20 protein-coding genes are annotated in these 21,304 nt (G+C 69.0%); 7 read left to right on the top strand and 13 right to left on the bottom strand.

Translation table 11 applies throughout. From position 1 onward, the window contains the following. The first annotated feature begins 210 nt into the window (after positions 1-210). Together AAHM44_RS22145 and AAHM44_RS22140 are read left to right on the top strand one after the other, a co-directional pair. Entirely contained in the window at positions 211-1,011 is an 801-nt protein-coding gene (locus AAHM44_RS22145; protein ID WP_342251346.1) for a TrmH family RNA methyltransferase, read from the top strand. A gap of 75 nt (positions 1,012-1,086) precedes the next feature. After that, a complete protein-coding gene (locus AAHM44_RS22140) occupies positions 1,087-1,794 on the top strand; it encodes an META domain-containing protein (protein WP_269575194.1) in 708 nt (235 codons plus the stop codon). 40 nt (positions 1,795-1,834) lie between these two features. Here the strand turns inward: AAHM44_RS22140 and AAHM44_RS22135 are convergent, their stop codons facing one another. The 4 genes from AAHM44_RS22135 to recR all read right to left on the bottom strand — a co-directional run bounded on the left by AAHM44_RS22135 (position 1,835) and on the right by recR (position 5,436). Beyond that, entirely contained in the window at positions 1,835-2,515 is a 681-nt protein-coding gene (locus tag AAHM44_RS22135) for a tetratricopeptide repeat protein (RefSeq protein WP_342251345.1), read from the bottom strand. Positions 2,516-2,581: 66 nt separating this feature from the next. Further along, positions 2,582-3,898 (bottom strand): DNA recombination protein RmuC, encoded by a 1,317-nt coding sequence (gene rmuC / locus AAHM44_RS22130; protein WP_342251347.1) that lies wholly within the window; start codon positions 3,896-3,898, stop codon positions 2,582-2,584. A gap of 215 nt (positions 3,899-4,113) precedes the next feature. Beyond that, a complete protein-coding gene (def, locus tag AAHM44_RS22125) occupies positions 4,114-4,641 on the bottom strand; it encodes a peptide deformylase (protein WP_342251344.1) in 528 nt (175 codons plus the stop codon). Positions 4,642-4,839: 198 nt separating this feature from the next. Further along, a complete protein-coding gene (recR, locus tag AAHM44_RS22120) occupies positions 4,840-5,436 on the bottom strand; it encodes a recombination mediator RecR (protein ID WP_184166645.1) in 597 nt (198 codons plus the stop codon). A gap of 142 nt (positions 5,437-5,578) precedes the next feature. Between recR and fmt the strand changes: the two genes are divergently transcribed. After that, a complete protein-coding gene (gene fmt / locus AAHM44_RS22115) occupies positions 5,579-6,487 on the top strand; it encodes a methionyl-tRNA formyltransferase (protein WP_342251343.1) in 909 nt (302 codons plus the stop codon). Continuing rightward, positions 6,484-7,224 carry a tRNA pseudouridine(38-40) synthase TruA gene (truA, locus tag AAHM44_RS22110; RefSeq protein WP_342251342.1) on the top strand — a complete coding sequence of 247 codons (741 nt, stop codon included), beginning with the start codon at positions 6,484-6,486 and terminating at the stop codon, positions 7,222-7,224. Before fmt ends, truA begins: the two co-directional genes overlap by 4 nt. On the opposite strand, the gene AAHM44_RS22105 is transcribed toward truA, so the two are convergent. The 9 genes from AAHM44_RS22105 to AAHM44_RS22065 form a co-directional block, all read right to left on the bottom strand. After that, on the bottom strand, positions 7,221-8,411 hold the full coding sequence (locus AAHM44_RS22105) for a class I SAM-dependent RNA methyltransferase (protein ID WP_342251341.1): 1,191 nt from the start codon (positions 8,409-8,411) through the stop codon (positions 7,221-7,223). The two genes, truA and AAHM44_RS22105, sit on opposite strands and share 4 nt — an antisense overlap. Continuing rightward, a complete protein-coding gene (locus AAHM44_RS22100) occupies positions 8,402-9,799 on the bottom strand; it encodes an NAD(P)H-hydrate dehydratase (protein ID WP_342251340.1) in 1,398 nt (465 codons plus the stop codon). The genes AAHM44_RS22105 and AAHM44_RS22100 overlap by 10 nt, the downstream gene beginning before the upstream one ends. Continuing rightward, positions 9,796-10,179 (bottom strand): hypothetical protein, encoded by a 384-nt coding sequence (locus AAHM44_RS22095; RefSeq protein WP_342251339.1) that lies wholly within the window; start codon positions 10,177-10,179, stop codon positions 9,796-9,798. Before AAHM44_RS22095 ends, AAHM44_RS22100 begins: the two co-directional genes overlap by 4 nt. 61 nt (positions 10,180-10,240) lie before the next feature. Further along, positions 10,241-11,962 (bottom strand): dihydroxy-acid dehydratase, encoded by a 1,722-nt coding sequence (gene ilvD, locus AAHM44_RS22090; protein ID WP_342251338.1) that lies wholly within the window; start codon positions 11,960-11,962, stop codon positions 10,241-10,243. A 110-nt stretch (positions 11,963-12,072) separates the two neighbouring features. Beyond that, a complete protein-coding gene (locus AAHM44_RS22085) occupies positions 12,073-12,768 on the bottom strand; it encodes an N-formylglutamate amidohydrolase (RefSeq protein WP_446746015.1) in 696 nt (231 codons plus the stop codon). Beyond that, a complete protein-coding gene (locus tag AAHM44_RS22080) occupies positions 12,765-13,487 on the bottom strand; it encodes an enoyl-CoA hydratase/isomerase family protein (RefSeq protein WP_342251336.1) in 723 nt (240 codons plus the stop codon). The genes AAHM44_RS22085 and AAHM44_RS22080 overlap by 4 nt, the downstream gene beginning before the upstream one ends. Before the next feature lie 326 nt (positions 13,488-13,813). After that, entirely contained in the window at positions 13,814-14,614 is an 801-nt protein-coding gene (locus AAHM44_RS22075) for a 4-(cytidine 5'-diphospho)-2-C-methyl-D-erythritol kinase (RefSeq protein ID WP_342251335.1), read from the bottom strand. Further along, entirely contained in the window at positions 14,614-16,227 is a 1,614-nt protein-coding gene (locus AAHM44_RS22070; RefSeq protein ID WP_342251334.1) for a tetratricopeptide repeat protein, read from the bottom strand. Before AAHM44_RS22070 ends, AAHM44_RS22075 begins: the two co-directional genes overlap by 1 nt. Further along, complete coding sequence (locus AAHM44_RS22065) at positions 16,196-17,848, bottom strand: electron transfer flavoprotein-ubiquinone oxidoreductase (RefSeq protein ID WP_342251333.1); 1,653 nt, start codon at positions 17,846-17,848, stop codon at positions 16,196-16,198. Before AAHM44_RS22065 ends, AAHM44_RS22070 begins: the two co-directional genes overlap by 32 nt. Positions 17,849-17,975: 127 nt before the next feature. On the opposite strand from AAHM44_RS22065, the gene AAHM44_RS22060 reads away from it, so the two are divergent. The 3 genes from AAHM44_RS22060 to moaB are packed head-to-tail and all read left to right on the top strand — an operon-like array spanning position 17,976 to position 21,050. Next, complete coding sequence (locus AAHM44_RS22060) at positions 17,976-18,692, top strand: uracil-DNA glycosylase family protein (protein ID WP_269575181.1); 717 nt, start codon at positions 17,976-17,978, stop codon at positions 18,690-18,692. 2 nt (positions 18,693-18,694) lie between these two features. Then, positions 18,695-20,536: a lytic transglycosylase domain-containing protein gene (locus AAHM44_RS22055; protein WP_342251332.1), complete on the top strand. Its 1,842-nt coding sequence runs from the start codon at positions 18,695-18,697 to the stop codon at positions 20,534-20,536. Next, positions 20,523-21,050: a molybdenum cofactor biosynthesis protein B gene (moaB, locus tag AAHM44_RS22050; protein WP_342251331.1), complete on the top strand. Its 528-nt coding sequence runs from the start codon at positions 20,523-20,525 to the stop codon at positions 21,048-21,050. The genes AAHM44_RS22055 and moaB overlap by 14 nt, the downstream gene beginning before the upstream one ends. Positions 21,051-21,304 lie beyond the last annotated feature (254 nt).

Below are 21,304 nucleotides of genomic sequence, written 5' to 3'. Positions count from 1 at the left end.
TTGGGGGGAATTTTCGTTGGCGGGGTTTTTGCCCCCTTGGGGTAACAAACACCCCCCCGCGCCCGGGCCCGCGGCCGAGTACATGAGTAGCATCGCACCGATCATGACTGCCCTTCCCCCTATCTCTCCCCCCAGCATAGGAACGGCCGACGCGGTCGGGCAAGTCATTCGGGTCGTGACTTCGCATCGTTCCTGGCGCAGGGATGCCGCATGCCTCGCGAGATCACTGCCTTTTCCAATCCGCTCATCAAGCGCGTCCGCAACCTTCGCGACAAGAAGCATCGCCGCGAGGAAGGGCTGTTCCTCGCCGAGGGGCTCCGCATCCTCACCGAGGCGCATGAGGCGGGTCGCGTGCCCGAATATCTGTTCTTCTCGAAGGACATGGCCGGCCATGCGCTGGTCCGCACCCTGGTCGCCGCCACCGAGGCCGCGGGCGGCTGGGCGGTCGAGACCAACAACGACATCCTCTCCAAGCTTTCGGGCAAGGACAATCCCGGTGCGGTGGTCGGCGTCTATCCCGATTTCGCCGTCACCCTGGCAGATCTCGATCGCAGCAAGTCGGGCATCTGGCTGGTCGCGGAGCGGCTGCGCGATCCGGGCAACATGGGTACGATCCTGCGCACCGCCGATGCGGTGGGCGCCGGCGGCCTGATCCTGATCGACGACTGCGTCGATCCGTTCTCCGTCGAGGCGGTGCGCGCCAGCATGGGGGCGCTGTTCACCGTGCCGGTGGCGCGGTCGAGCTGGGGCGATTTCCTCGTCTGGCTGCGCAAGGGACCCGGCCAGCTGGTCGGGCTCAGCCTCGATACCGAGCATGACTATCGCGCCCCGGTGTACCAGGCACCGACCTTCCTGCTCACCGGCAACGAGGCGCAGGGCATGCCCGGCTTCATGGCCGAAGCCTGCGACCTGCTGGTGAAGATCCCGATGCTGGGCAAGGCGGACAGCCTGAACGCCGCGATCGCCACCGCCGTCATGGCCTATGAGGTGCTCGGCCAGCAGCGAAGCTGAACGGTCGATAATCGTTACGGCCATGGAGCGTTCAGCCCGAGCCGCGCATTGTGTCTCTCAGAGAGGGAGTGAACCATGCGACTTTCGACCATCGCCGCCGCCAGCCTGATCGCGCTGACCGCCCTGCCCGCCACCGCGCAGGCCCAGGCACAGCCCGACTATCGCGCCAGCGGCACCGAGCCATTCTGGAGCCTGACGATCGGCGCGCGGACGATGCGCTTCGAGGCGCCGGGCCGCCAGCCGGTCAGCGTGGCGACGCCCAGGGTGATCCACGGCTTTGCCGGCGAGATCTGGCAGACCCGCCGGATCAACGTGAACACCAACCATATCAAGTGCTCCGACGGGATGAGCGACCGCTCCTATCCTGATACGGTGACCGTCACGGTTGACGGCCGCACCTACAAGGGCTGCGGCGGCGAGCCGACGGCCTCCGCCGGCACCAGCCTGATCGATGGCAGCTGGCGGATCGAGGCGCTGAACGGCCGCCCGGTGGCGCGTGGCACCAGCCCGACCATCGCATTCGACAATGGCCGCGTCTCGGGCAATGCCAGCTGCAACCGCTTCAACGGCAGCTTCACCTTCGCGCGCGGCCGGCTGACCACCGATCGCGTCGCCAGCACGCGGATGGCCTGTGTCGATCGTGCGCGGAACCAGCAGGAACAGGCGATCCTCGGCCTGCTCGGCGACCGGCTGGTCGTGTCGACCGGCAATCGTGGCGGCAACCGGCTCGTGCTGACCGGCGCCCGTGGCCGGACGATGACGCTGGTTCGCGGCCGACCCTGAACCTTCGCCGCCGATCGCCCGCCCCGGCCGGTCGGCGGCCTCAGCTCGCTTTCTTCTTCGCCCGCTGCTCGCTGATGTACTGCAGCTCGTCCTTCACCTTCTGGTCGTCGGGCGTCAGCTCCAGGCATTTGCGGAACAACACTTCCGCCTCGTCGAGCCGGCCCAGCTCGATCTGGTCATAGGCCATGCCGAACCAGGCGCGGCGCAGCGACTTCTTCTGCCGCTCGCCACTCTCGCGCTTCGCCGCATCGGCGGCACGCGCATAGAGGTCGTAGGAGCGCTGCCATTGCTTCTGCGCCTGATAGGCATAGCCGAGCTCGGAGAGATAATGCGGGTGGAGCGGCGCCATTGTCACCGCACGCTCGAGGAACAGGATCGCGCCGTCCAGCTGGTTGAGGTCGATCATCGCGAACCCCTTGCCCCATAGCGCGATGCACCAGCCGCCATCGACCAGCATCGCGTCCTTGCCGCCCGGCAGGCCGGCATAGGCAGCGGTCTCATAATCCTCGACCTGGCAGAGCTTCTGCTTCTCGCCGCGATACAGGCCCTGATACTCGACGATCAGCGGATTGAGCAGGTCGATCGCCTGTTGCGGCTGGCCGCCCTGGATCAGGCGAACCGCCTGGCCGAGCTTGTCATTGCGTGCCGTCTCGGCCGCATCCTGTGCCAGGGCCGGGCCGATCGGTGCGGCGGCGAGCATGAGTGCGAATGCCAGCTTCATCGAATTCCCCTCCGTTTCGATTCCGCACCAGCCTAGCGGCAATTTCCGGCGCCGCCATAGCCCAGCTTATTCGGCGGCCTCCGCCTCCGGTTCGCCGGCATGGCTGGCGAGCAGCTCGACCGCCGGCACCGCCTCGATCTCGCGCGCGCCGGTTTCCACGTTCAGCTCCTTGAGCTTGCGCGCCGAGACCAGCGCCCGGGTCTCCAGGCTGGTGGCGAAGGTGTTGAAGTTCTTCACCGCGGTATTGAGCCCCGAGCCGACCACGCGCAGGTCGCCCAGCGCCTTGGCGAGGCGATCGTACAGCTCCTTGCCGAGCTCACCGATCTGCCGCGCTTCCTTGGCCAGCTTCTCCTGGCGCCACACCGCCGCGACCGTCCGCGCGATCGCGATCAAATTGGTCGGGGTGGCGAGCAGCACGCGCTTCTCGAAGGCGAAGTCCCACAGCCCGGGATCATATTCTAGCGCGGCGGACAGGAAATGCTCGCCCGGCACGAACATGATGACATAGTCCGGCGCTTCCTCGAACTGGGTCCAGTACGCCTTGTTGCCCAGCCCGTTGATATGCGACTTCATCGCGGCGGCATGCGCGGCGAGGCCGATGCGGCGCTCTTCCTCGTCCACCGCGCCGAACGCATCCTGATAGGCGTTGAGCGAGACCTTGGCGTCGATCACCAGCGCGCGGCCGCCGGGCACCCGGACGATCGCGTCCGGACGCAGCCGCCCGCCTTCCTCTCCGGCGACGCTCACCTCGGTCTGGAAATCGGTATGCTCGGAGAGGCCACAGGTCTCGAGCACGTTGCGCAGCTGCTGCTCGCCCCAGCGGCCGCGCGACTTGGGGGCGTTGCGCAGCGAATTGACCAGCTTGGCCGCCTCCGCGCTCACCCGCTCCTGCCCGATCCGCATCTGCTCGATCTGGCCCTTGAGGTCGCCGAATGCGTCGCGCCGCTCCGCCTCGACCTTGGCGACGCCCTCCTCATAGCGCTGGAGCCGCTCGTTCACCGGCTGGAGCAGCGCCTTGAGGTTCTGGCCCGAAGTCTGCTCGGACTCCTTGAACCGCTCCTCGGCGCGCTTGAGGAACGCTTCCTGCGTCTCGGTGAGCATCGTGCCCGCCAGCTCGCGGAACTGGCCCGCCATCGCCTCGCGCGCGCCCTTGAACTCGGCGAGCCGCTCCTCGAATGCTTCCGCCTTGGTACGCAGCTCGGTCAGCTGGAGCCGGGCATCGTCGCGCTCGTCGCGCAACATCTCGGCCTGGCTGCGCAGCGCCTCGACATGGCTGGCCCGCTCCTCGGCCGCGGCGAGATCGGTGATCGCCGCCTTGAACTGCGCCTCGCGCGCGTCGCGTTCGCTGCGCATCTGCGCCGCCGGGCGCCCGCCCAGGAACATGCCGAGCCCGAGCCCGATGACGAGCGCGGCAACCGCGATCACAACCGCCACCAAATCCAAACCCAACCTCCAATATCCAGAAAAGCGCGCCAACACCCGCGGGCACACGGAACATAACTCGAACGATCGCGGGAGGACAGCGCGAATTTGCCTCGCGCAAACAAAAGCCGCGGGCGTTGCCACCCGCGGCTCGATTGCGTTCCTGGTGCTCGGGATCAGGCGGCGGCCTTGCGCGCCTTGTTGAGCTTCTTGAGGATGATGTCGCGCTTCAGGCGCGAGAGGTGATCGATGAAGACGATCCCCTGCAGATGGTCCATCTCGTGCTGGATGCAGGTGGCGAGCAGGCCCTCGAACACCTCGTCATGCGCGGCGCCCTTCTCGTCGAGCCACTTCACGCGGCAGCGCGCGGGACGCTCGACATCGGCGAACTGCTCGGGGATCGACAGGCAGCCTTCGGTATAGACCGACTGCTCCTCGGCCGGGTCGAGGATCTCGGGGTTGATGAAGACGCGCGGCTCGCGGATCGGCTTGCCTTCCTCGTCCTCGCGCTCCTGGAGGTCCATCACGATCAGGCGCTTGGGCACGCCGACCTGGATCGCCGCAAGGCCGATGCCCGGCGCGTCATACATGGTGTCGAACATGTCCGCGATCAGGTCGCGCAGCTCGTCCGTCACCTCCGTAACGGGTTCGGAAATGAGGCGCAGGCGCGGATCGGGTATCTCGACGATGGGTAGAATTGCCATGCGGGTAATTTAGGCCCGTACGGCTTTTCGGGCAAGAGAGGGGAAAAGCCCTAGGTGCGACTTACCGCCTTTCTGTTCCCCGGCGAAGGCCGGGGCCCAGTGTCGACGAACTGCCGATAGCGCGGGAGACTCACGAACTGCGTTGCAACTAGGCCCCGGCCTTCGCCGGGGAACAGCGAAAGCAATGCACCTTCCGCTCTATGCCACCGGCCGCCGCGCCCGCAGCGCCTGGGCCAGCGTGCCCTCATCGAGATAATCGAGCTCGCCGCCCACCGGCAGGCCATGGGCGAGCTGGGTGACGCGCACCGGATAGGTCTCGATCCGCTCGGCGATATAGTGCGCGGTGGTCTGTCCCTCGAGCGTGGCGTTCATCGCCAGCACGACCTCGTCGATCCCGCCCGCGGCGATGCGCGCGACCAGCCTGTCGATCCCCAAGTCCTCGGGCCGCACCCCCTCCAGCGCCGAGAGGCGGCCGCCCAGCACATGGAAACGCCCCGGGAACAGCCGCGAGCGATCGAGCGCCCACAGGTCCGCCACTTCCTCGACCACGCAGAGCGAGCGCACGTCGCGGCGCGGATCGGCGCAGATCTGGCAGGGATCGCAGGTATCGACATTGCCGCAGGTGCCGCAGGTGGCGAGATTGCGGCTCACCGCTCCCAGCGCGGAGAGCAGGGGATCGAGCGCCGTCTCGCGCTTCTTGAGCAGATGGAGCACCGCGCGCCGGGCAGAGCGGGGCCCGAGGCCGGGCAGTCGCGACAGGGCCTGGGTGAGCGCTTCGATCTCGGGAGATGCCATGTGGGGGATGTAGCTATCCGGGAACGAAAAGGAAACTGGCCGTCATCCCGGCGAAAGCCGGGATCTCGTGCGGCTCCTTTCCCGCACCTCCGCCTGAGATCCCGGCTTTCGCCGGGATGACGGTTGGGGCTAAGGGCTCCGCATGCGAGTGATTTTCATGGGAACGCCCGAATTTGCCGTGCCGGTGCTCGATGCGCTGGTGGAAGCCGGGCACGACGTCGTGGCGGCTTACAGCCAGCCTCCGCGCGCCGGCGGGCGCCGGGGCAAGGCGCTCACGCCGTCGCCGGTGCACGCACGGGCCGAGGAACTGGGGATCGAGGTCCGCACCCCGCTGTCCTTCCGCAAGGATCCCGAGGCGCTGCCAGCCCTGCGGGCGCTGGACGCCGATGTCGCGGTGGTCGCCGCCTATGGCCTGATCCTGCCCCAGGCGGTGCTCGACGCGCCGAAGCATGGCTGCCTGAACGTCCATGGCTCGCTGCTGCCAAGATGGCGTGGCGCCGCGCCGATCCAGCGGGCGATCCTTGCCGGCGATGCCGAGACGGGCGTCGGCATCATGCAGATGGAGGCCGGGCTCGATACCGGCCCGGTGCGGCTGGAGGAGCGCACCCCGATCGACGGCAAGACCGCGGGCGAACTCACTGCCGAGCTGAGCGCGATGGGCGCGCGGCTGATGGTCGAAGTGCTGGCCGACCTGGGCGGGCATCCGGCTGTCGCGCAGCCCGAGCAAGGCGTCACCTATGCCTCGAAGATCGACAAGGCCGAGGCACGGCTCGATTTCACCCGGCCGGCGATCGACGTCGAGCGCCAGGTGCGGGCCTTCAATCCGGCGCCTGGGGCGTTCTTCGAGTTCGCCGACGAGCGCTTCCGGGTCCATGCGGCAGAGATCGTCGAGGATGCGGGCGCACCGGGCGTGCTGCTTGACGAAGCGCTCACCATCGCCTGTGGCGAAGGCGCGATCCGTCCCACCCTCGTCCAGCGGGCCGGACGTGGCGTCATGACGTCACGCGAGCTGCTCAATGGCCTGAAGATCCCCAAGGGCACCCGGCTTTGACGCGGTTCGCGCTGACCGTGGAATTCGACGGCCGGCCCTTCATGGGCTGGCAGCGGCAGGACCACGGCCCGAGTGTTCAGCAGGCGATCGAGGATGCCGCCTTCGCGGTCACTGGCGAGCGCGCCTCGGTCCACGCCGCCGGGCGCACCGATGCCGGCGTGCACGGCCTGGGCATGCGCGCGCATATCGATATCGAGAAGCCGATCACCGCCTTCCGGCTGATGGAAGCGCTCAATGCGCGGGTGCGGCCCAACCCGGTGGCGATCCTCGATTGCGTCGAGGTGCCGGACGATTGGCACGCCCGTTTCTCGTGCGTTGCACGCCATTATGAATACAGAATCTCAACAAGACGGGCGCCGCTCACCTGGGAAAAGGGGCTCGCCTGGCGGGTGATCCCGCCGCTCGATGCCGGGCTGATGGCCGAAGGCGCGGCGCGGTTGATCGGCCGCCACGACTTCACCACCTTCCGTTCCGCCCATTGCCAGGCCGACAGCCCGCTGCGCACGCTCGACCGGCTCGAGGTGGTGGCGGACGGCGAGCGCATCAGCGTCTTCGCCTCAGCGCGCTCGTTCCTGCATCACCAGGTCCGCTCGATGGTCGGCTGCATCGTGCTGGTCGGCCAGGGCCGCTGGACGCCCGACGACATGACCACGGCGCTCGAAGCGCGCGACCGCGCCGCGCTGGGGCTCAACGCACCGTCGGACGGGCTGTTCTTCCTGCGGGCGGATTATCCCTAGCGGCTGAACTTCGCCGCCAGCTCGACATGCGTCGACCAGCGGAACTGGCCGACCGGCTGGATCCAGTCGAGCCGATAGCCGCCTTCGCACAACATTTCCGCATCCCGTGCGAACGTATTGGGATTACAGGAAACATAGGCGATCACCGGCGCCCTGGCCTTCGCCATCTCGCCCGCCTGCTCGCGCGCGCCGGCGCGCGGCGGATCGATCACCAGCGCCTCGAACTTGTCCAGATCGGCGGCGGTCACCGGGCGGCGGAACAGGTCGCGGTGGTCGGCGAAGACCATGCGGCGCGCGCTGCCGGCCGCGGCCTTGAGCGACAGGATCGAGTCTCGCGCCGCCTCGGCCGCATAGACTTTCGCCTTGGGGAAGGCGAAGGTGAAGGTGCCAAGCCCTGCGAACAGATCGGCGACCGTGCCGGCATCCCCGGCGATTTCACGCACCGCCGCGACCAGCGCCGCTTCGCCCTCGGGCGTCGCCTGGAGGAAATTGCCCTGGGGGAACGGCACCGGCACCCCGCCCAGCGTGATGGTGACGGGATCGGGCTCCCAGCGCGCCGTCGGCCCCAGCCCCTCGTCCATCGAGAAGCGCGCGAGCTGGTGGCGATGGGCGAAGGCGGTGATCGCTTCGGCCGCCGCCAGTCCCTCGGCCTCGAGGCCATCGAGCAGCACGTCGACGCCCTGGTCGGCCTTGGCGAGATGGACGTTGATCCGCCGCGAGGTCGGCAGCAGCGCGGCGAGCAGCCCCCGCAGCGGCGCGAGCAGCGCGAACAGCTCGGAATCGAGGACATGGCACTCCGCCAGGTCGATCAGGGTATGGCTGCCCTGCCCGGTGAAGCCGAGCAGCACCTGGCGACCGCGACGCTCGGCATGGAGCGTGGCGCGGCGGCGGGTCCGGGGCGGCGAGAGCGCGGGCGGGCGGATCTCGGTCACCAGCTTGTGCTGCGCGAGCGCACCGGCGATTCGATCGACGATGAACCCGCTCCAGGCGATGTCGTCGAGATGCTGGAGCTGGCAGCCGCCGCATTCCGGGAAGTGCCGGCAGGGCGGCTCCTGGTGGTGCGGCCCGCGGGTGATCGCGCCGTGCGCGTCGACCATGTCGCCTGGGGCGGTGAAAGGCACGAAGCGGCCATCGGCGGTAACGCCCTCGCCGCGCCCCGCGATGCGGAGGACTTCGCTTACAGACATTCGGAGATCGCTTGGGGAAGATGCATCGGCAGCGCATCGGCGATGAAGGCCGGTCCTGCAAGTGCCGCCGCGCGCGCATGGAGCCAGACGGCAGCTTCGGCGGCCTGTTTGTTGCCGCCCGCCACCTGCGCCGCGAGCGTGCCGGCGAGCACGTCGCCGGTGCCGGCGGTGGAGAGCCAGGACGAAGCGCGCGACAGCACCCGCACTTCGCCGCGCGGAGTGGCGATCACCGTGTCGGCGCCCTTGTGGATCACGGTCACGCGCGCTTCGGCAGCGGCCATCAGCGTGCGGGTGATCTTGTCGCCCTCGCCTCCCTCGAACATCCGGTCGAACTCGCCCGAATGCGGGGTGAGCCAGGTCGCAGCGGTGCGGCGCTGGAGCCAGGCCGCGGCGGACTTGCCGAGCAGGGTAAGCGCGTCGCCGTCGAGGATCAGCGGGAGATTGGCGTTCAGCGCTGCCTTGAGCAGTCCCTCGGCCCGGCGGTCGCGCCCAAGGCCCGGGCCGACCACCACCGCGCCGATGCGGGTCTCGGTCAGGAAATCGGCGAGATCGTCACCGCTCGCGATGCGCTGGCGGACGAGCGCGTCCGGTCCGCCGCTGGTCTCGCCGGCGCTGGCCAGCACGGTATAGCCCGCCCCGCCTGCCATCGCGGCGTGGGCAGCCAGCCGCGCGGCACCGGGCATGTCGCCCTCGACCACCACGACCAGCCCGCGGCTGTACTTGTGCGCCCACGCGCCCGGCGCCGCCAGTTGCGGCCGCGATACGCTGCGCCACGGGCTCTCCACCGGAATGCCGATATCGGCAAGCAGCACATGCCCGCAGCGCTCCAGCCCCTTGTCGAGCAGATGCGCCGGCTTGAGCGCGCCCAACGCCAGCGTCGCGCTGATCCCCCTCGGCACGCCGAGATCGGCACCGGTATCGGTAGCAAGGCCCGAGGGCAGGTCGATCGCAAGGCTGAACCGGGCGGCGGCAACCAGTTCGGCCAGCACCGGCGCGATCCCGCGTTCGAGCGGGCGGGTGAGCCCGGTGCCGAACAGCCCATCGACCAGCACCGGCCGTGGTCGCGCCTGGTAGAGCGAGCCCACCTCCCCGTCCCAGCGGCCATGCATCGCCCGCGCGGCGCCCGTGCCCGGCTCGCCCGAGGCGGCAATGGCGACGTCATGGCCGGCTGCCTTCAACAGGCGCGCGGCGACATAGGCGTCCCCGCCATTATTGCCCGGTCCGGCCAGCACCAGGACCGGAGCGCCCTGGGCGAAGCGGGCGACTTCGCGCGCAACGGCGGCACCCGCGCGCTCCATCACGTCTTCCTGGGGCTCGCGCCGGAACACCGCCTCCTCGGCGGCGCGCATCTGGGCGGCGGTTACGATCGGTGCGCCGGGCGGGATCATTCGCCCGGTTTGGCCCCGCGCACCGTCGCAGGCAAGCGGTAGCGCGCACCGCCGATCGCGACTTCGATCTGGTCGGGCGCGAGGATCGTCACCTCGGCCTTCTCGGCACCGTCGGCGGCGATCACCCCGCGGCCGTCGGTGGTGACCAGCAGCCGCCGGAACCCGCCGTCCGGGTGGCGCAGCGTGAGGAACAGCCCGTCCTGCGACTGGGTGCGGTCGATCGTGCAGGCATAGGAGAAGCTCTCGGCCCCCGGCGGCGCGCACTCCACGCGGCCCTCGGCCCTTTCCATCTTCTCGGCATGGATCTCGTTGCGGGCCTCGGCGGCCTTGTCGCGGACCTGGGTATTGCAGGCAGTCAGGGAAAGAAGGGCCGCGAGCATGGATGCCCGTCGTGCCCTTCCCCTCTCCCCAGCCCTCTCTCCACCGAGAGGGCGAACTTGATCAGATATCGGCAAAGACATGGGTTTCGGCGCTGGCTCCGGGATGCGTGACCGCCCCCTTATAGGCCGGGCCGACATTTTGCGAGAAGCGCCACAGCGCGCCCGCCTGATAGTCGTTCATCCGCGGCTGCCACTTCGCCCGGCGCGCGGCCAGCACGTCCTCGGGGACGTTCAGGTCCACCGTGCCGGCCTCGGCATCGATGCTGATCTCGTCGCCGTCCTCGACCAGCGCGATAGGACCGCCCTCGGCCGCCTCGGGGCCGACATGGCCGATGCAGAAGCCGCGCGTGCCACCCGAGAAGCGGCCGTCGGTGATCAGCGCCACCTTCTCGCCCAGCCCCTGGCCGTAGAGCGCCGCGGTGGTCGACAGCATCTCGCGCATGCCCGGGCCGCCCTTCGGCCCTTCATAGCGGATGACGACGACCGTGCCCTCGGCGATCGCATTGGCCTCGACCGCAGCGAAGGCATCCTCCTCGCGCTCGAACACCTTGGCGGTGCCGGTGAACTGCAGGCGCTTCATCCCCGCCACCTTCACGATCGCCCCCTCGGGCGCGAGGCTGCCGCGCAGCCCGACCACGCCGCCCGTCGGGGTGATCGGCGTCTTGGCGTCATAGATGACCTTCTGGTCGGGGTTCCAGGTCACTTCCTCGATATTCTCGCCCAGCGACTTGCCGGTCACCGTCAGGCAATCGAGGTGGAGGAAGCCTTCCGCCGCCAGCGTCTTCATCAGCATGTAGATGCCGCCCGCCTCATGCATGTCGCGCGCGACATAGCGTCCGCCGGGCTTGAGATCGGCGATGTACGGCGTGGTCTTGAAGATCTCGGCAACGTCGAACAGGTCGAAATCGATGCCGCACTCGTTCGCCATCGCCGGCAGGTGCAGCGCGCCATTGGTCGAGCCGCCGGTCGCCGCAACGATGCGCGCGGCATTCTCGAACGCCTCGCGGGTGCAGATGTCGCGCGGGCGGATCTGCTTCTCGATCAGCGTCATCACCTGGCGGCCCGCGGCAATCGCGATCTCTTCACGCGACTTGTACGGAGCAGGTGCCATGTTACTGTTCGGCAACGACAAACCGATCGCCTCGGCAACGCATGCCATGGTGTTCGCCGTATACTGGCCACCGCAGGCGCCATGGCCTGGGCAGGCCGCCTTCTCGATCGCGGTGACTTCGGAGAGCGGGCATTTGCCGGCGGCGTAGCGGCCGACCACCTCGAACACGTCGATGACGGTGAGGTCGCGCTCCTGGTAGCGGCCCGGCAGGATCGAGCCGCCATAGACGAAGATCGACGGCACGTTGAGGCGCAGCATAGCCATCATCATGCCCGGCAGCGACTTGTCGCAGCCCGCGAAGGTGACGAGCGCGTCATAGCAATGGCCGCGCACCGAGAGCTCGACCGAGTCGGCGATGACCTCGCGGCTGACCAGCGAGGACTTCATCCCCTGGTGGCCCATGGCGATGCCGTCGGTCACGGTGATCGTGTTGAAGCGGCGCGGCATGCCGCCTGCTTCGTTCACGCCGATCCGGCACCAGTCGGCCTGCTGATCGAGCGTGGTGTTGCACGGCGCGCTGTCATTGCCCGCCGAGGCGATGCCGACGAACGGCCGGGCGATCTCCTCCTCGGTGAGGCCCATGGCGTAATAATAGCTGCGGTGCGGGGCGCTCTCGACGCCGACGGAAACGTAGCGGCTGGGGAGCTTGGACTTGTCGAATCGCTTGGTCATGATGCGCAAGCCTATGTCGCCAGAAGGCACTTTTACGCAAGACTATTGCGCAAAGAAATTATCGGGACGCGCAAAGCCTCTTTCGCTCCCCTCCCTGGAAGGGAGAGGAATTAAAGAAGCTGCCCCACCAGTTCCGCCAGCACCCCCGCCCACTCCTCCGCCCCCGCATCCTCCCGGATCAGGTCGTTGCGGATCTCGATCGCGAGCGAGGGAATGCCCTGCCCCTCGCCATGCCGGTTGAGCGTCGCGTTGAGCAGCCGGCCCGAATAGGGCTCGTTGTCGCCGGTGACGAAGCCGCGCGCCCGAAAGAACTCCACAGCCGGCAGCGCGGCACGGGTATCGCGATTGTAGAGCACCCCCACCTGCCACGGCCGATCGGTGCCGCCATGCTCCAGGCAGGGCGTGAAGCTGTGCACCGACAGGATCAGCCGGGGCCGCTGCGCCCGGATCCGGTCGCGGATCAGCCGGTGATAGGGCGCATGGAAACGCGCGATGCGCTCGAAGCGATCGACGGTGTCGTTGCCGGGGATCAGGTGCCCGTCGCTCCGGTGCGGGATCAGGCCGACATGATCGGGCTCGCGGTTGAGGTCGATCACCAGCCGCGAGACATTGGCCAGGATCGCCGGCGCGCCCAGCCTCGCGGCAAGGCTCCGGGCCACCGCGGCGCTGCCGATGTCCACCGCGATATGCTTGTCCATCAGCGCGGGATCCACGCCGAGGTCGATATCCGCCGGCACGGCATTGGAGGCATGATCGCCGAGCAGCAGCACCGGGCCGCTGCCCGGGATGATCTCGGCCACGCTCACCAGACCGGATTCCGCCGCTCGCGGAACGAGGCCAGCCCCTCGGCGAATTCGGCCCCGCCGAACGCGTCCTCGAAGCCCTGGTCGGTCTGCTCCCCGCGCAGCGTCCGCTTGAGCAGCCGGATCGCCTCGGGAGCATTGCCGGCGATCGCGCCCGCCATCGCCGTGGCGGTCTCGATCGCCTTGCCGGTCTTCAGCTCGACCAGCCCGATCTTGTGCACTTCGTCCGGGCGCAGCTTGTCGCCGGTGAACAGCAGCAGCGACGCCATGCCCTTGCCCACCTGCGCCTCCAGCCGCGCGACATCCGCGCGCGGATAGCCAAGGCCCAGCCGCGCCGGGGTGATCGCGAATTCGGAGAGCTTGCCGGCGATCCGGATATCGGCGGCGAGGATCAGCGCTACCGCCGCGCCGAAGCAGCCGCCATCGATCGCGGCGATCACCGGCATCGGCAGCGCGGCGATCGCCTCGATCCCCTCGCGCATCGCTTCACGGAACCTGGTGCGCAGCGCCGGATCGCCCTGGAGCTGCTCGAACTCGCGGACATCGGCGCCGGCGGAGAAGATGCCCGCGACATCGGACTTGAGGATCACCGCCCGCGCATCGCCCACGTCGCGCGCGGCGGCGGCCAGCGCCTGCCAGGCGGCGGTGGGCAGCGCGTTCCTGGCCTCGGGACGATTGAGCGCGATCGTGGCGACGGGGCCGTTGCGGGTGAGCTGGATCATGGCCCGGCTGTGCCCGATTGAAGCGGCGCTGTTAAGGGGGCGGGAGTTGGGAGGGATGGGGCGGGCTTGCGCCCGCGCCACCGACAGACGTTCTGCTCCCGGCAGTCGATCCGCTGGGGACTATCTACCGCCCAAACTGCGAAGGACCGGTTCGCGAGGGTGGTTAATCTGTTTCCACCAACTCCGCCCAGAACCAGAACTGATCCCCGGCGAAGGCCGGGGCCCAGTCTCGGCGGATTATCGATGGCGCGGGAGCCTTACGAAGTTCGTGGCAACTGGGCCCCGGCCTTCGCCGGGGAACGGCTCTAGGGACCCGCTTTGGGTAATCAGGTGAGGCTGGAAGCCAGCATCCACCAGCCGCGACCTGCCAACGCCGCGCAGGCAGCATCCCGGCTGCCATCGCTGTCGAACAGCGCGAAGCACGTCGCCCCCGACCCCGACATCCGCACCAGCCCCGCCCCCGGCGACGCAGCCAAAGCCTCCAGCACTTCATCGATCACCGGCGCGATTGCCCGCGCCGGCGGCTCCAGGTCATTGCGCCCCTCGCGCGGATCAACCGGTAGCGGCCCGCGGTCGACGCCGTCCCAGCGCCGGAACACCTCGGCAGTGGACACCCACACCCCCGGATTGACCAGCAGCACCGGCATCCCCGGCAATCCGGCGACCGGCTCCAGCTGCTCGCCCCTGCCCCGCCCGATCGCGCTGCGACCGAACAGGCAGGCAGGCACGTCCGAGCCGAGCCGGTCGGCAATGTCGAACATCTCGTCCACCGCGACCCCGTGCAGCACGCCCAGCGCCCGCAGGGTCGCCGCCGCATCGGCCGAACCGCCGCCGATCCCCGAGGCGACCGGAAGCCGCTTGTCGAGCGCGATCGCATGCGCGCCGCCGCCGAAGCGCTCCCGGAATGCCGAAGCCGCCCGGGTGACGAGGTTGTCGCCCTCCCCGCTCAGCAGCGCGCCGAACGGCCCGGTGATCGTGAAGCGGTCGCTCTCGGCGGGCTCGACCTGCACCACGTCCCCGTCCGCGACGAACGCGAACAACGTCTCCAGCTCGTGATAGCCATCGGGGCGCCGCGCGCGGACGTGCAGCGCCAGGTTGAGCTTGGCCTTGGCGATTTCGGTGACCATCAGTTCAGCCCGTTCGCCAGCTTGCCCTTGATCCGCTCGGCGTCCTCGGCCTCGGCGGCGACTTCCGCCGCCCGCCACGCATAGCGCGCTTCCATCCGGCGGCCGAGCTTCCAGTAAAGGTCGCCCAGATGCTCGTTGGGCCTGGTCCCGCCGGGATCGAGCTGCACCGCCTTCTCCAGCAGCGGCAGCGCCTTTTGCAGGTCGCCATCGGCATAATAGGCGCGGCCGAGCGAATCGATGACTTCGGGATCTTCGGGCTTGAGCTTGCGGGCGCGCTCGAGCAGCGCCTGTGCGCCGGGCAGGTCCACGCCGCGCTCGGCCTGGGCATTGCCGAGCCAGGTCAATGCCTCGGGCTCGTCGGGGGCAAGCTGCACCGCGCGCTGGAGCGCGGGCAATGCCGCGTCCCATTTGCCGGCCCGGTCCAGCGCGGCGCCGTGCAGGTAATTGAGTTCCCAGCCGCCATCGCCGTCGGACTTGCCCAGCGCGCGGCCAAAGGCCTCGGCGGCATCGCCATAGCGCTCCGCCTTGAATAGCAGCTCGCCATAGACGGTGATCTCCTGGGCACTGGCATTGCCCGCCGCCGCCAGCGCCTTGGCCTCGGCCAGCGCCTCGGGCAGGCGATCGGCCCGGCTCAGCGCCGAGATCCGGCCCGCCGCGGCACCCCGGGCGAAAGGACCGTCGGCGCGGATGCCGGCAAGCGTCTGCAGCGCCAGGTCGGTCGCCCCGCTCTTCGACAGGGCCTCGGCAAGCAGCAGCCGGGCCCGCTCTTCCTGCGGATCGAGCAGCAGCGCGGCGCGGGTGAGCAGGATCGACAGCGGCGCCATCTCCTCGCCGCCTAGGTCACCGGCAAGGTTCAGAAAGGCATGGGCGGCGCCGAACGCGGCATCGGGCTTGCCGGCCTTGGCCTCGCGCTTGCGCCACGCCTTGGTGGCGCCGGCAAAGTCGCCGAACACGCGGTCGGCCTCGCGCTTGCGGCCGGTTCGGAGCAGCGCGATCCCGGCATCGATCCGGACATCTGGGGCATCTTCGGTGCCTCGCGCCGCGGCAAGCGCGAACAGGCCCTGGTCGGGCTTGCCGGTGGCGATCAGCAGCAGCGCGCGGTGGCGATTGGTGAAGCGGGCCGCCAGCGGATTGCCGCGCGCGGTGTCGAGCAGCGGCAGCGGGTCCTCGCCCCGGTCGATCGCCAGCCATGCCGCGAGCACCGGCACCAGGAAATCGAGCTGCGCCTTCGACATCCGCTCCAGCGCCTTCTCCGCGCCCAGCCGGTCGCGGCCGTGCAACGCCGTGGCGAAGGCGAGGATATCGGTATCGGGGGGCGCTGCCTTGGCGCTTACCAGCGCGGCGGCGGCGCGGTTGGCAAGGGCATAGTCCCCGGCCGCCAGCCCCTGGCGATAGGCGCGCATCGCCAGCACCTTGTCGTCGGGGACTGCCGACAGCGCCCGGGCATAGCCGGGTGCGGCCAGCACCGGCTCCCCCGCCGCATCGGCGGCGCGGGCGCGGGCATAGTCACGCAGGTCGATCTCCGGCACCGCCTGCTGCTGCGCCGCCGCCGGCAGGGCCAGCAGCAGCGCGAGCGCAAAACTACATGTTCGGGTAATTGGGTCCGCCGCCACCTTCGGGCACCACCCAGTTGATGTTCTGGGTAGGATCCTTGATGTCGCACGTCTTGCAGTGGACGCAATTCTGCGCGTTGATCTGGAAGCGCAGATCGTCGCCTTCGCCGACAACTTCATAGACACCCGCCGGACAGTAGCGCTGGGCAGGCTCGGCGTACACCGGAAGATTGTAGCCGATCGGAATTTCCGGGTCTTTCAGCGTAAGATGGACCGGCTGGTCCTCCTCGTGATTGGTGTTCGACAGGAACACCGAGGAGAGCCGGTCGAAGGTCAGCACGCCGTCGGGCTTGGGATAGTCGATCTTGGGCGCCACCGAAGCGTGCCACATGCCCTCGTTATCGGGCTTGTGCTTCATCGTGAACGGCCAGCGGATGCCGAGCAGCTCGCTCCACATCGCCACACCGGCGAGCATCGTGCCCCAGGTGTCGCCGAACTTCTTGACCAAGGGCGCGACGTTGCGGACGCCGCGCAGCTCCTTGTAGACCCAGCTCTTCTCGTACGCCTCGGGGTACGCCGCCAACTCGTCCGCCTCGCGGCCGGCACCGACCGCGGCGAACGCCGCCTCGGCCGCCATCATGCCGCTCTTCATCGAAGTGTGGGTGCCCTTGATCCGCGGCACGTTGAGGAAGCCAGCCGCGTCGCCGATCAGCGCCGCGCCCGGCGCGACCAGCTTGGGCACCGCCTGCCAGCCACCGTCCGAGATCGCGCGGGCACCATAGGAGACGCGCTTGCCCCCCTTGAGGATCGCCGCGATCTCCGGGTGGGTCTTCCAGCGCTGCATCTCCTGGAAGGGCGAGAGATAGGGGTTCTTGTAGTTGAGCCAGGTGACGAAGCCGAGCGCCACCTGCCCGTCGGCCTGGTGATAGAGGAAGCCGCCGCCGTTGGCGCCGTCGGTCAGCGGCCAGCCCTGGGTGTGGATCACCCGCCCCGGCACATGATTGGCCGGATCGATATCCCACAGCTCCTTGATGCCGATGCCGTAGATCTGCGGCTGGCTGTCCTTGTCGAGCTCGAAATTGCGGATCAGCTGCTTGGTCAGGTGCCCGCGGCAGCCCTCTGCGAAGAAGGTGTACTTGGCATGCAGCTCGAGCCCGGGCTGATAGTCGCCCTTGTGCTCGCCGTCGCGCGCCACGCCCATGTCGCCGGTGGCGACGCCCTTAACCGAGCCATTGTCGTGGTAGAGGATCTCCGCCGCCGCGAAGCCCGGGAAGATCTCGACACCCAGCTCCTCGGCCTTGCCCGCCAGCCAGCGGCACAGATTGCCGAGAGAGCCGGTATAGGTGCCCTTGTTGTGCAGGAACGGCGGGGTGATGAACTCGGGATAGCCCGACTTGCCCTTCTCGCTCAGCACCCAGTGGTGGTTCTCGGTCACCGGCGTGCTGGCCAGCGGGCAGCCATCCTCGCGCCAGCTCGGCAGCAGCTCGTCGAGCGCCTTGGGATCGATCACCGCGCCCGAGAGGATATGGGCGCCCACTTCGGAGCCCTTCTCCAGGATGCACACCGAAAGCTCGCTGCCCGCTTCCGTGGCCAGCTGCTTCAGCCGGATCGCCGCAGAAAGGCCCGCAGGGCCCGCCCCGACGATCACGACGTCATAGGGCATCGACTCCCGTTCGCTCATCATCGCATCCTTCTAATCTTGGTCTGGCACACGCCGCACGCCTGTCTCGTCGCAAGCTGGCAACGTCCTGTCCCTTGGTCGATGAAGGCAGATTGACCCGCCCGTCAAGCCGTGACTCTTAGGAGCGGTGGGAGGCGAATACACAGCAGATTGGGGGCGTACCCTCGCGAGCGCACTCGAATGGTGGCGCGATGCGGGCGTCGAAACCCTTCAGGAGGACGAGGCTCGTGACTGGCTCGCGCGGCCCGCGCCCGTGCAGGCGGCGCAGGCTGCCGTAACGTCGCCCCAGCCAGAGGTCCTGCCCGATACGCTTGCCGCCTTCACCGCCTGGCGCACCGGCGAGACGGTGCCCGAGGCCGGCTGGCTCACCCCGAAAATCGCGCCCGCAGGCCCCGTCAACGCCCCGCTCGTCGTGCTCACCGACATGCCGGAAAGCGACGACCAGGGCGCGCTTCTGGGCGACAGCCCGGCCGGAAAGCTGTTCTCGCGCATGCTCACCGCCGCCGGAGTCGCGCGCGATTCGGTCTATTTCGTCTCGCTCGCCGTCGCCCGCCCGCTGGCCGGCCGCATCCCGCCCGACCAGGAGGCGCGGCTGATCGAGATCACCCGCCACCATTTGAAGCTGCTGCAGCCCGCTAAGCTCTTGATTCTGGGTCAAACGGCGAGCCGTGCAGTAGCCGAGACGAATGACGGCCCACCGGCAAATGGTTTAGTGGATGTTAACCATTTTGGCGGACATACACAGGCTGTTGCGAGCCTGCATCCACGCTTCCTGCTGGATCGACCGGCCGCCAAAAGCGAAGCCTGGAAGCATTTGTTGCTGTTGACCCGGGGGAGCCTGTGACCATGCGTATCCTGCTTGCCGCCACGCTGCTCGCGTCGCCGGCTCTCGCCCATGCGGCCGATGTTTCGGGCGGCGACACTGCGAACCCCGCCGATCTCCCGGCCGGCAGCACCACCTCCAGTTCCACGCCCGCCGAGGACGGCGCCGGCGCGCCTGCCCTGCGCGAAGGCGACGGCATCCCCTCGCAGCTCGACAGCGACCAGAAGGACGGATACCGCAAGGTGTTCGCCGCGATCCGCGCCCAGCGCTGGCAGGACGCGCAGATCCAGCTCGATTCGATGAAGCCGGGCCCGCTCCACGCGATCGCCCGCGCCGAGCTCTACACCGCCAAGAACTCGCCCAAGGTCGAGCTCGCCCCGCTGCTCCAGCTGATCAGCGACGCGCCCGAGCTGCCCCAGGCCGACCAGCTCAGCCGCATGGCGAAGACCCGCGGCGCCCTCTCCACCCCCGCCATTCCCGCCGCCGCCCGCCTCGTCTGGTATGACGGCGCCCCGGTCCGCCAGCGCGCCCGCTCGATCAAGAGCGACACCGCCGCCACCGAGATCGCGCTCGCCATCCAGCCCTATGTGAAGGCCGACCAGGGCCTTGAGGCCGAAGGCGTGGTCAGCCGCTTCGAAGCCGATCTCACGCCCGAGGCCCGGACCGAGTGGCAGCAGAAGGTCGCCTGGATCTATTATGTCGCGGGCGACGACAACAATGCCCGCCGCGTCGCCGCCAAGGCGCAGGACGGCGCGGGCGACTGGGCCCCGCAGGCCGACTGGGTCGCCGGCCTCGCCGCCTGGCGCGAGCAGGACTGCGCCGGCGCCACCGCCGCCTTCGAGCGCGTCGCCACCCGCGCCGCCGATACCGAGCTGCGCTCCGCCGGCCTCTATTGGGGCTCGCGCGCCGAGATGGCGTGCGGCCATCCCGACAAGGTCGAGGTCAAGCTGCGCGCCGCCACCCAATATGGCGAGACTTTCTACGGCCTGCTCGCCAAGTCGGCGCTCGGCATCGAGGATAGGCCCGCCAAGGCCGAGAAGTTCGTCGCCGAGGACTGGCGCGCGCTGGAGCGCCGCCCGAACGTCCGCGTCGCCGCCGCCCTGGTCGAGATCGACGAGGATGGCCTGGCCGACGAGGTGCTGCGCTACCAGGCCAAGATCGGCTCGCCGTCCGAGCATGTCGCGCTCACCCGCCTCGCCGGCCGGCTGAGCCTGCCCTCCACCCAGCTCTGGCTCACCCATAACTGCCCCCAGGGCACCCAGCCGCTCACCGCCGCCCGCTATCCGGCGCCGAACTGGACCCCGGCCGGCGGTTGGCGCGTCGACAAGGCTTTGGTCTTCGCCCACACGCTCCAGGAATCGCGCTTCAACTCGGAGATCCGCAGCGCCGCCGGCGCGATGGGCCTGATGCAGGTGAAGACGGGCGCCGCGATCGACATCGGCCGCCGCCACGGCGTCAACTATGCCGCCAGCGATCTGACCAAGCCGTCGGTCAACATGGAGATCGGCCAGTCCTATCTCGAGCAGCTGCGCGACCAGCCCTTCACCGGCGGCCTGCTGCCCAAGGTAATCGCGTCCTACAATGCCGGCCCCACCCCGGTCGCCAACTGGAACGCGCTGATCAAGGACGGCGGCGATCCGCTGCTCTATATCGAGAGCATCCCCTATTGGGAGACGCGCGGCTATGTGATGGTCGTGCTCCGCAACTACTGGATGTACGAGAACCAGGAGGGCCGCAAGTCGAGCAGCCGCGAGGCGCTGGCCCAGGGCATGTGGCCGAAATTCCCCGGCATGCAGGGTCCCGCGGCGGTGAAGCTCAGCGCGCGCAAGCTCGCCTTCCACCAGGACGGCAATGCCAATCGATAACGCGATCGCCTTCCGCCCGGTGCGGATCGCGGTGCTCACGGTTTCCGACACGCGGACCCTGGCCGACGACCGCTCGGGCGACCGCCTGGTCGAGCGCCTCTCCGCCGCCGGCCACATCCTGGCCGCCCGCGAGATCATCACCGACGATGCCGACCGGATCGCCGACCGGCTCACCGGCTGGATCGACGATCCCCAGGTCGAAGTGATCCTCACCACCGGCGGCACCGGCGTCACCGGCCGCGACGTCACGCCCGAGGCGCTGGCCCGCGTCCAGGAAAAGGAGATCCCGGGCTTCGGCGAGCTGTTCCGCTGGCTCAGCTACCAGTCGATCGGCACCTCGACGATCCAGTCCCGCGCCACCGCCGGCGTGGCCCGCGGCACCTATATCTTCGCCCTGCCCGGCTCGACCGGCGCGGTAACCGACGCCTGGGACGGCATCCTCGCCACTCAGCTCGACATCCGCCACAAGCCCTGCAACTTCGTCGAGCTGCTGCCGCGGCTGGAGGAGCGCTGAGGGGAGAGTCCTCACCCCACCCACCCCCATCGTCACCCTGAACTTGTTTCAGGGTCCAAGGTGCCCCAGGCGATATCGCTGGAGGAAAATTGGATGCTGAAACAAGTTCAGCATGACAGGAATGGGCATCGGACCACCGCCACGTCTTCCCGGCGAACCTCCGGCGAATACCCTCCCGCTTCCCCCGGGGGGGGGGCGGGGGCGGGCCGGGGGGGGGGGGGGGGGGGGGGGGGGGGGGGGCGGCGCCGGGGGGG

The organism is Sphingomonas sp. OTU376 (assembly GCF_038440415.1).
Classification (GTDB): Bacteria; Pseudomonadota; Alphaproteobacteria; order Sphingomonadales; family Sphingomonadaceae; genus Sphingomonas; species Sphingomonas kyeonggiensis_A.
The sequence above is the reverse complement of the archived record's forward strand: the minus strand, read 5'-3'. Positions and strand labels throughout refer to the sequence as shown.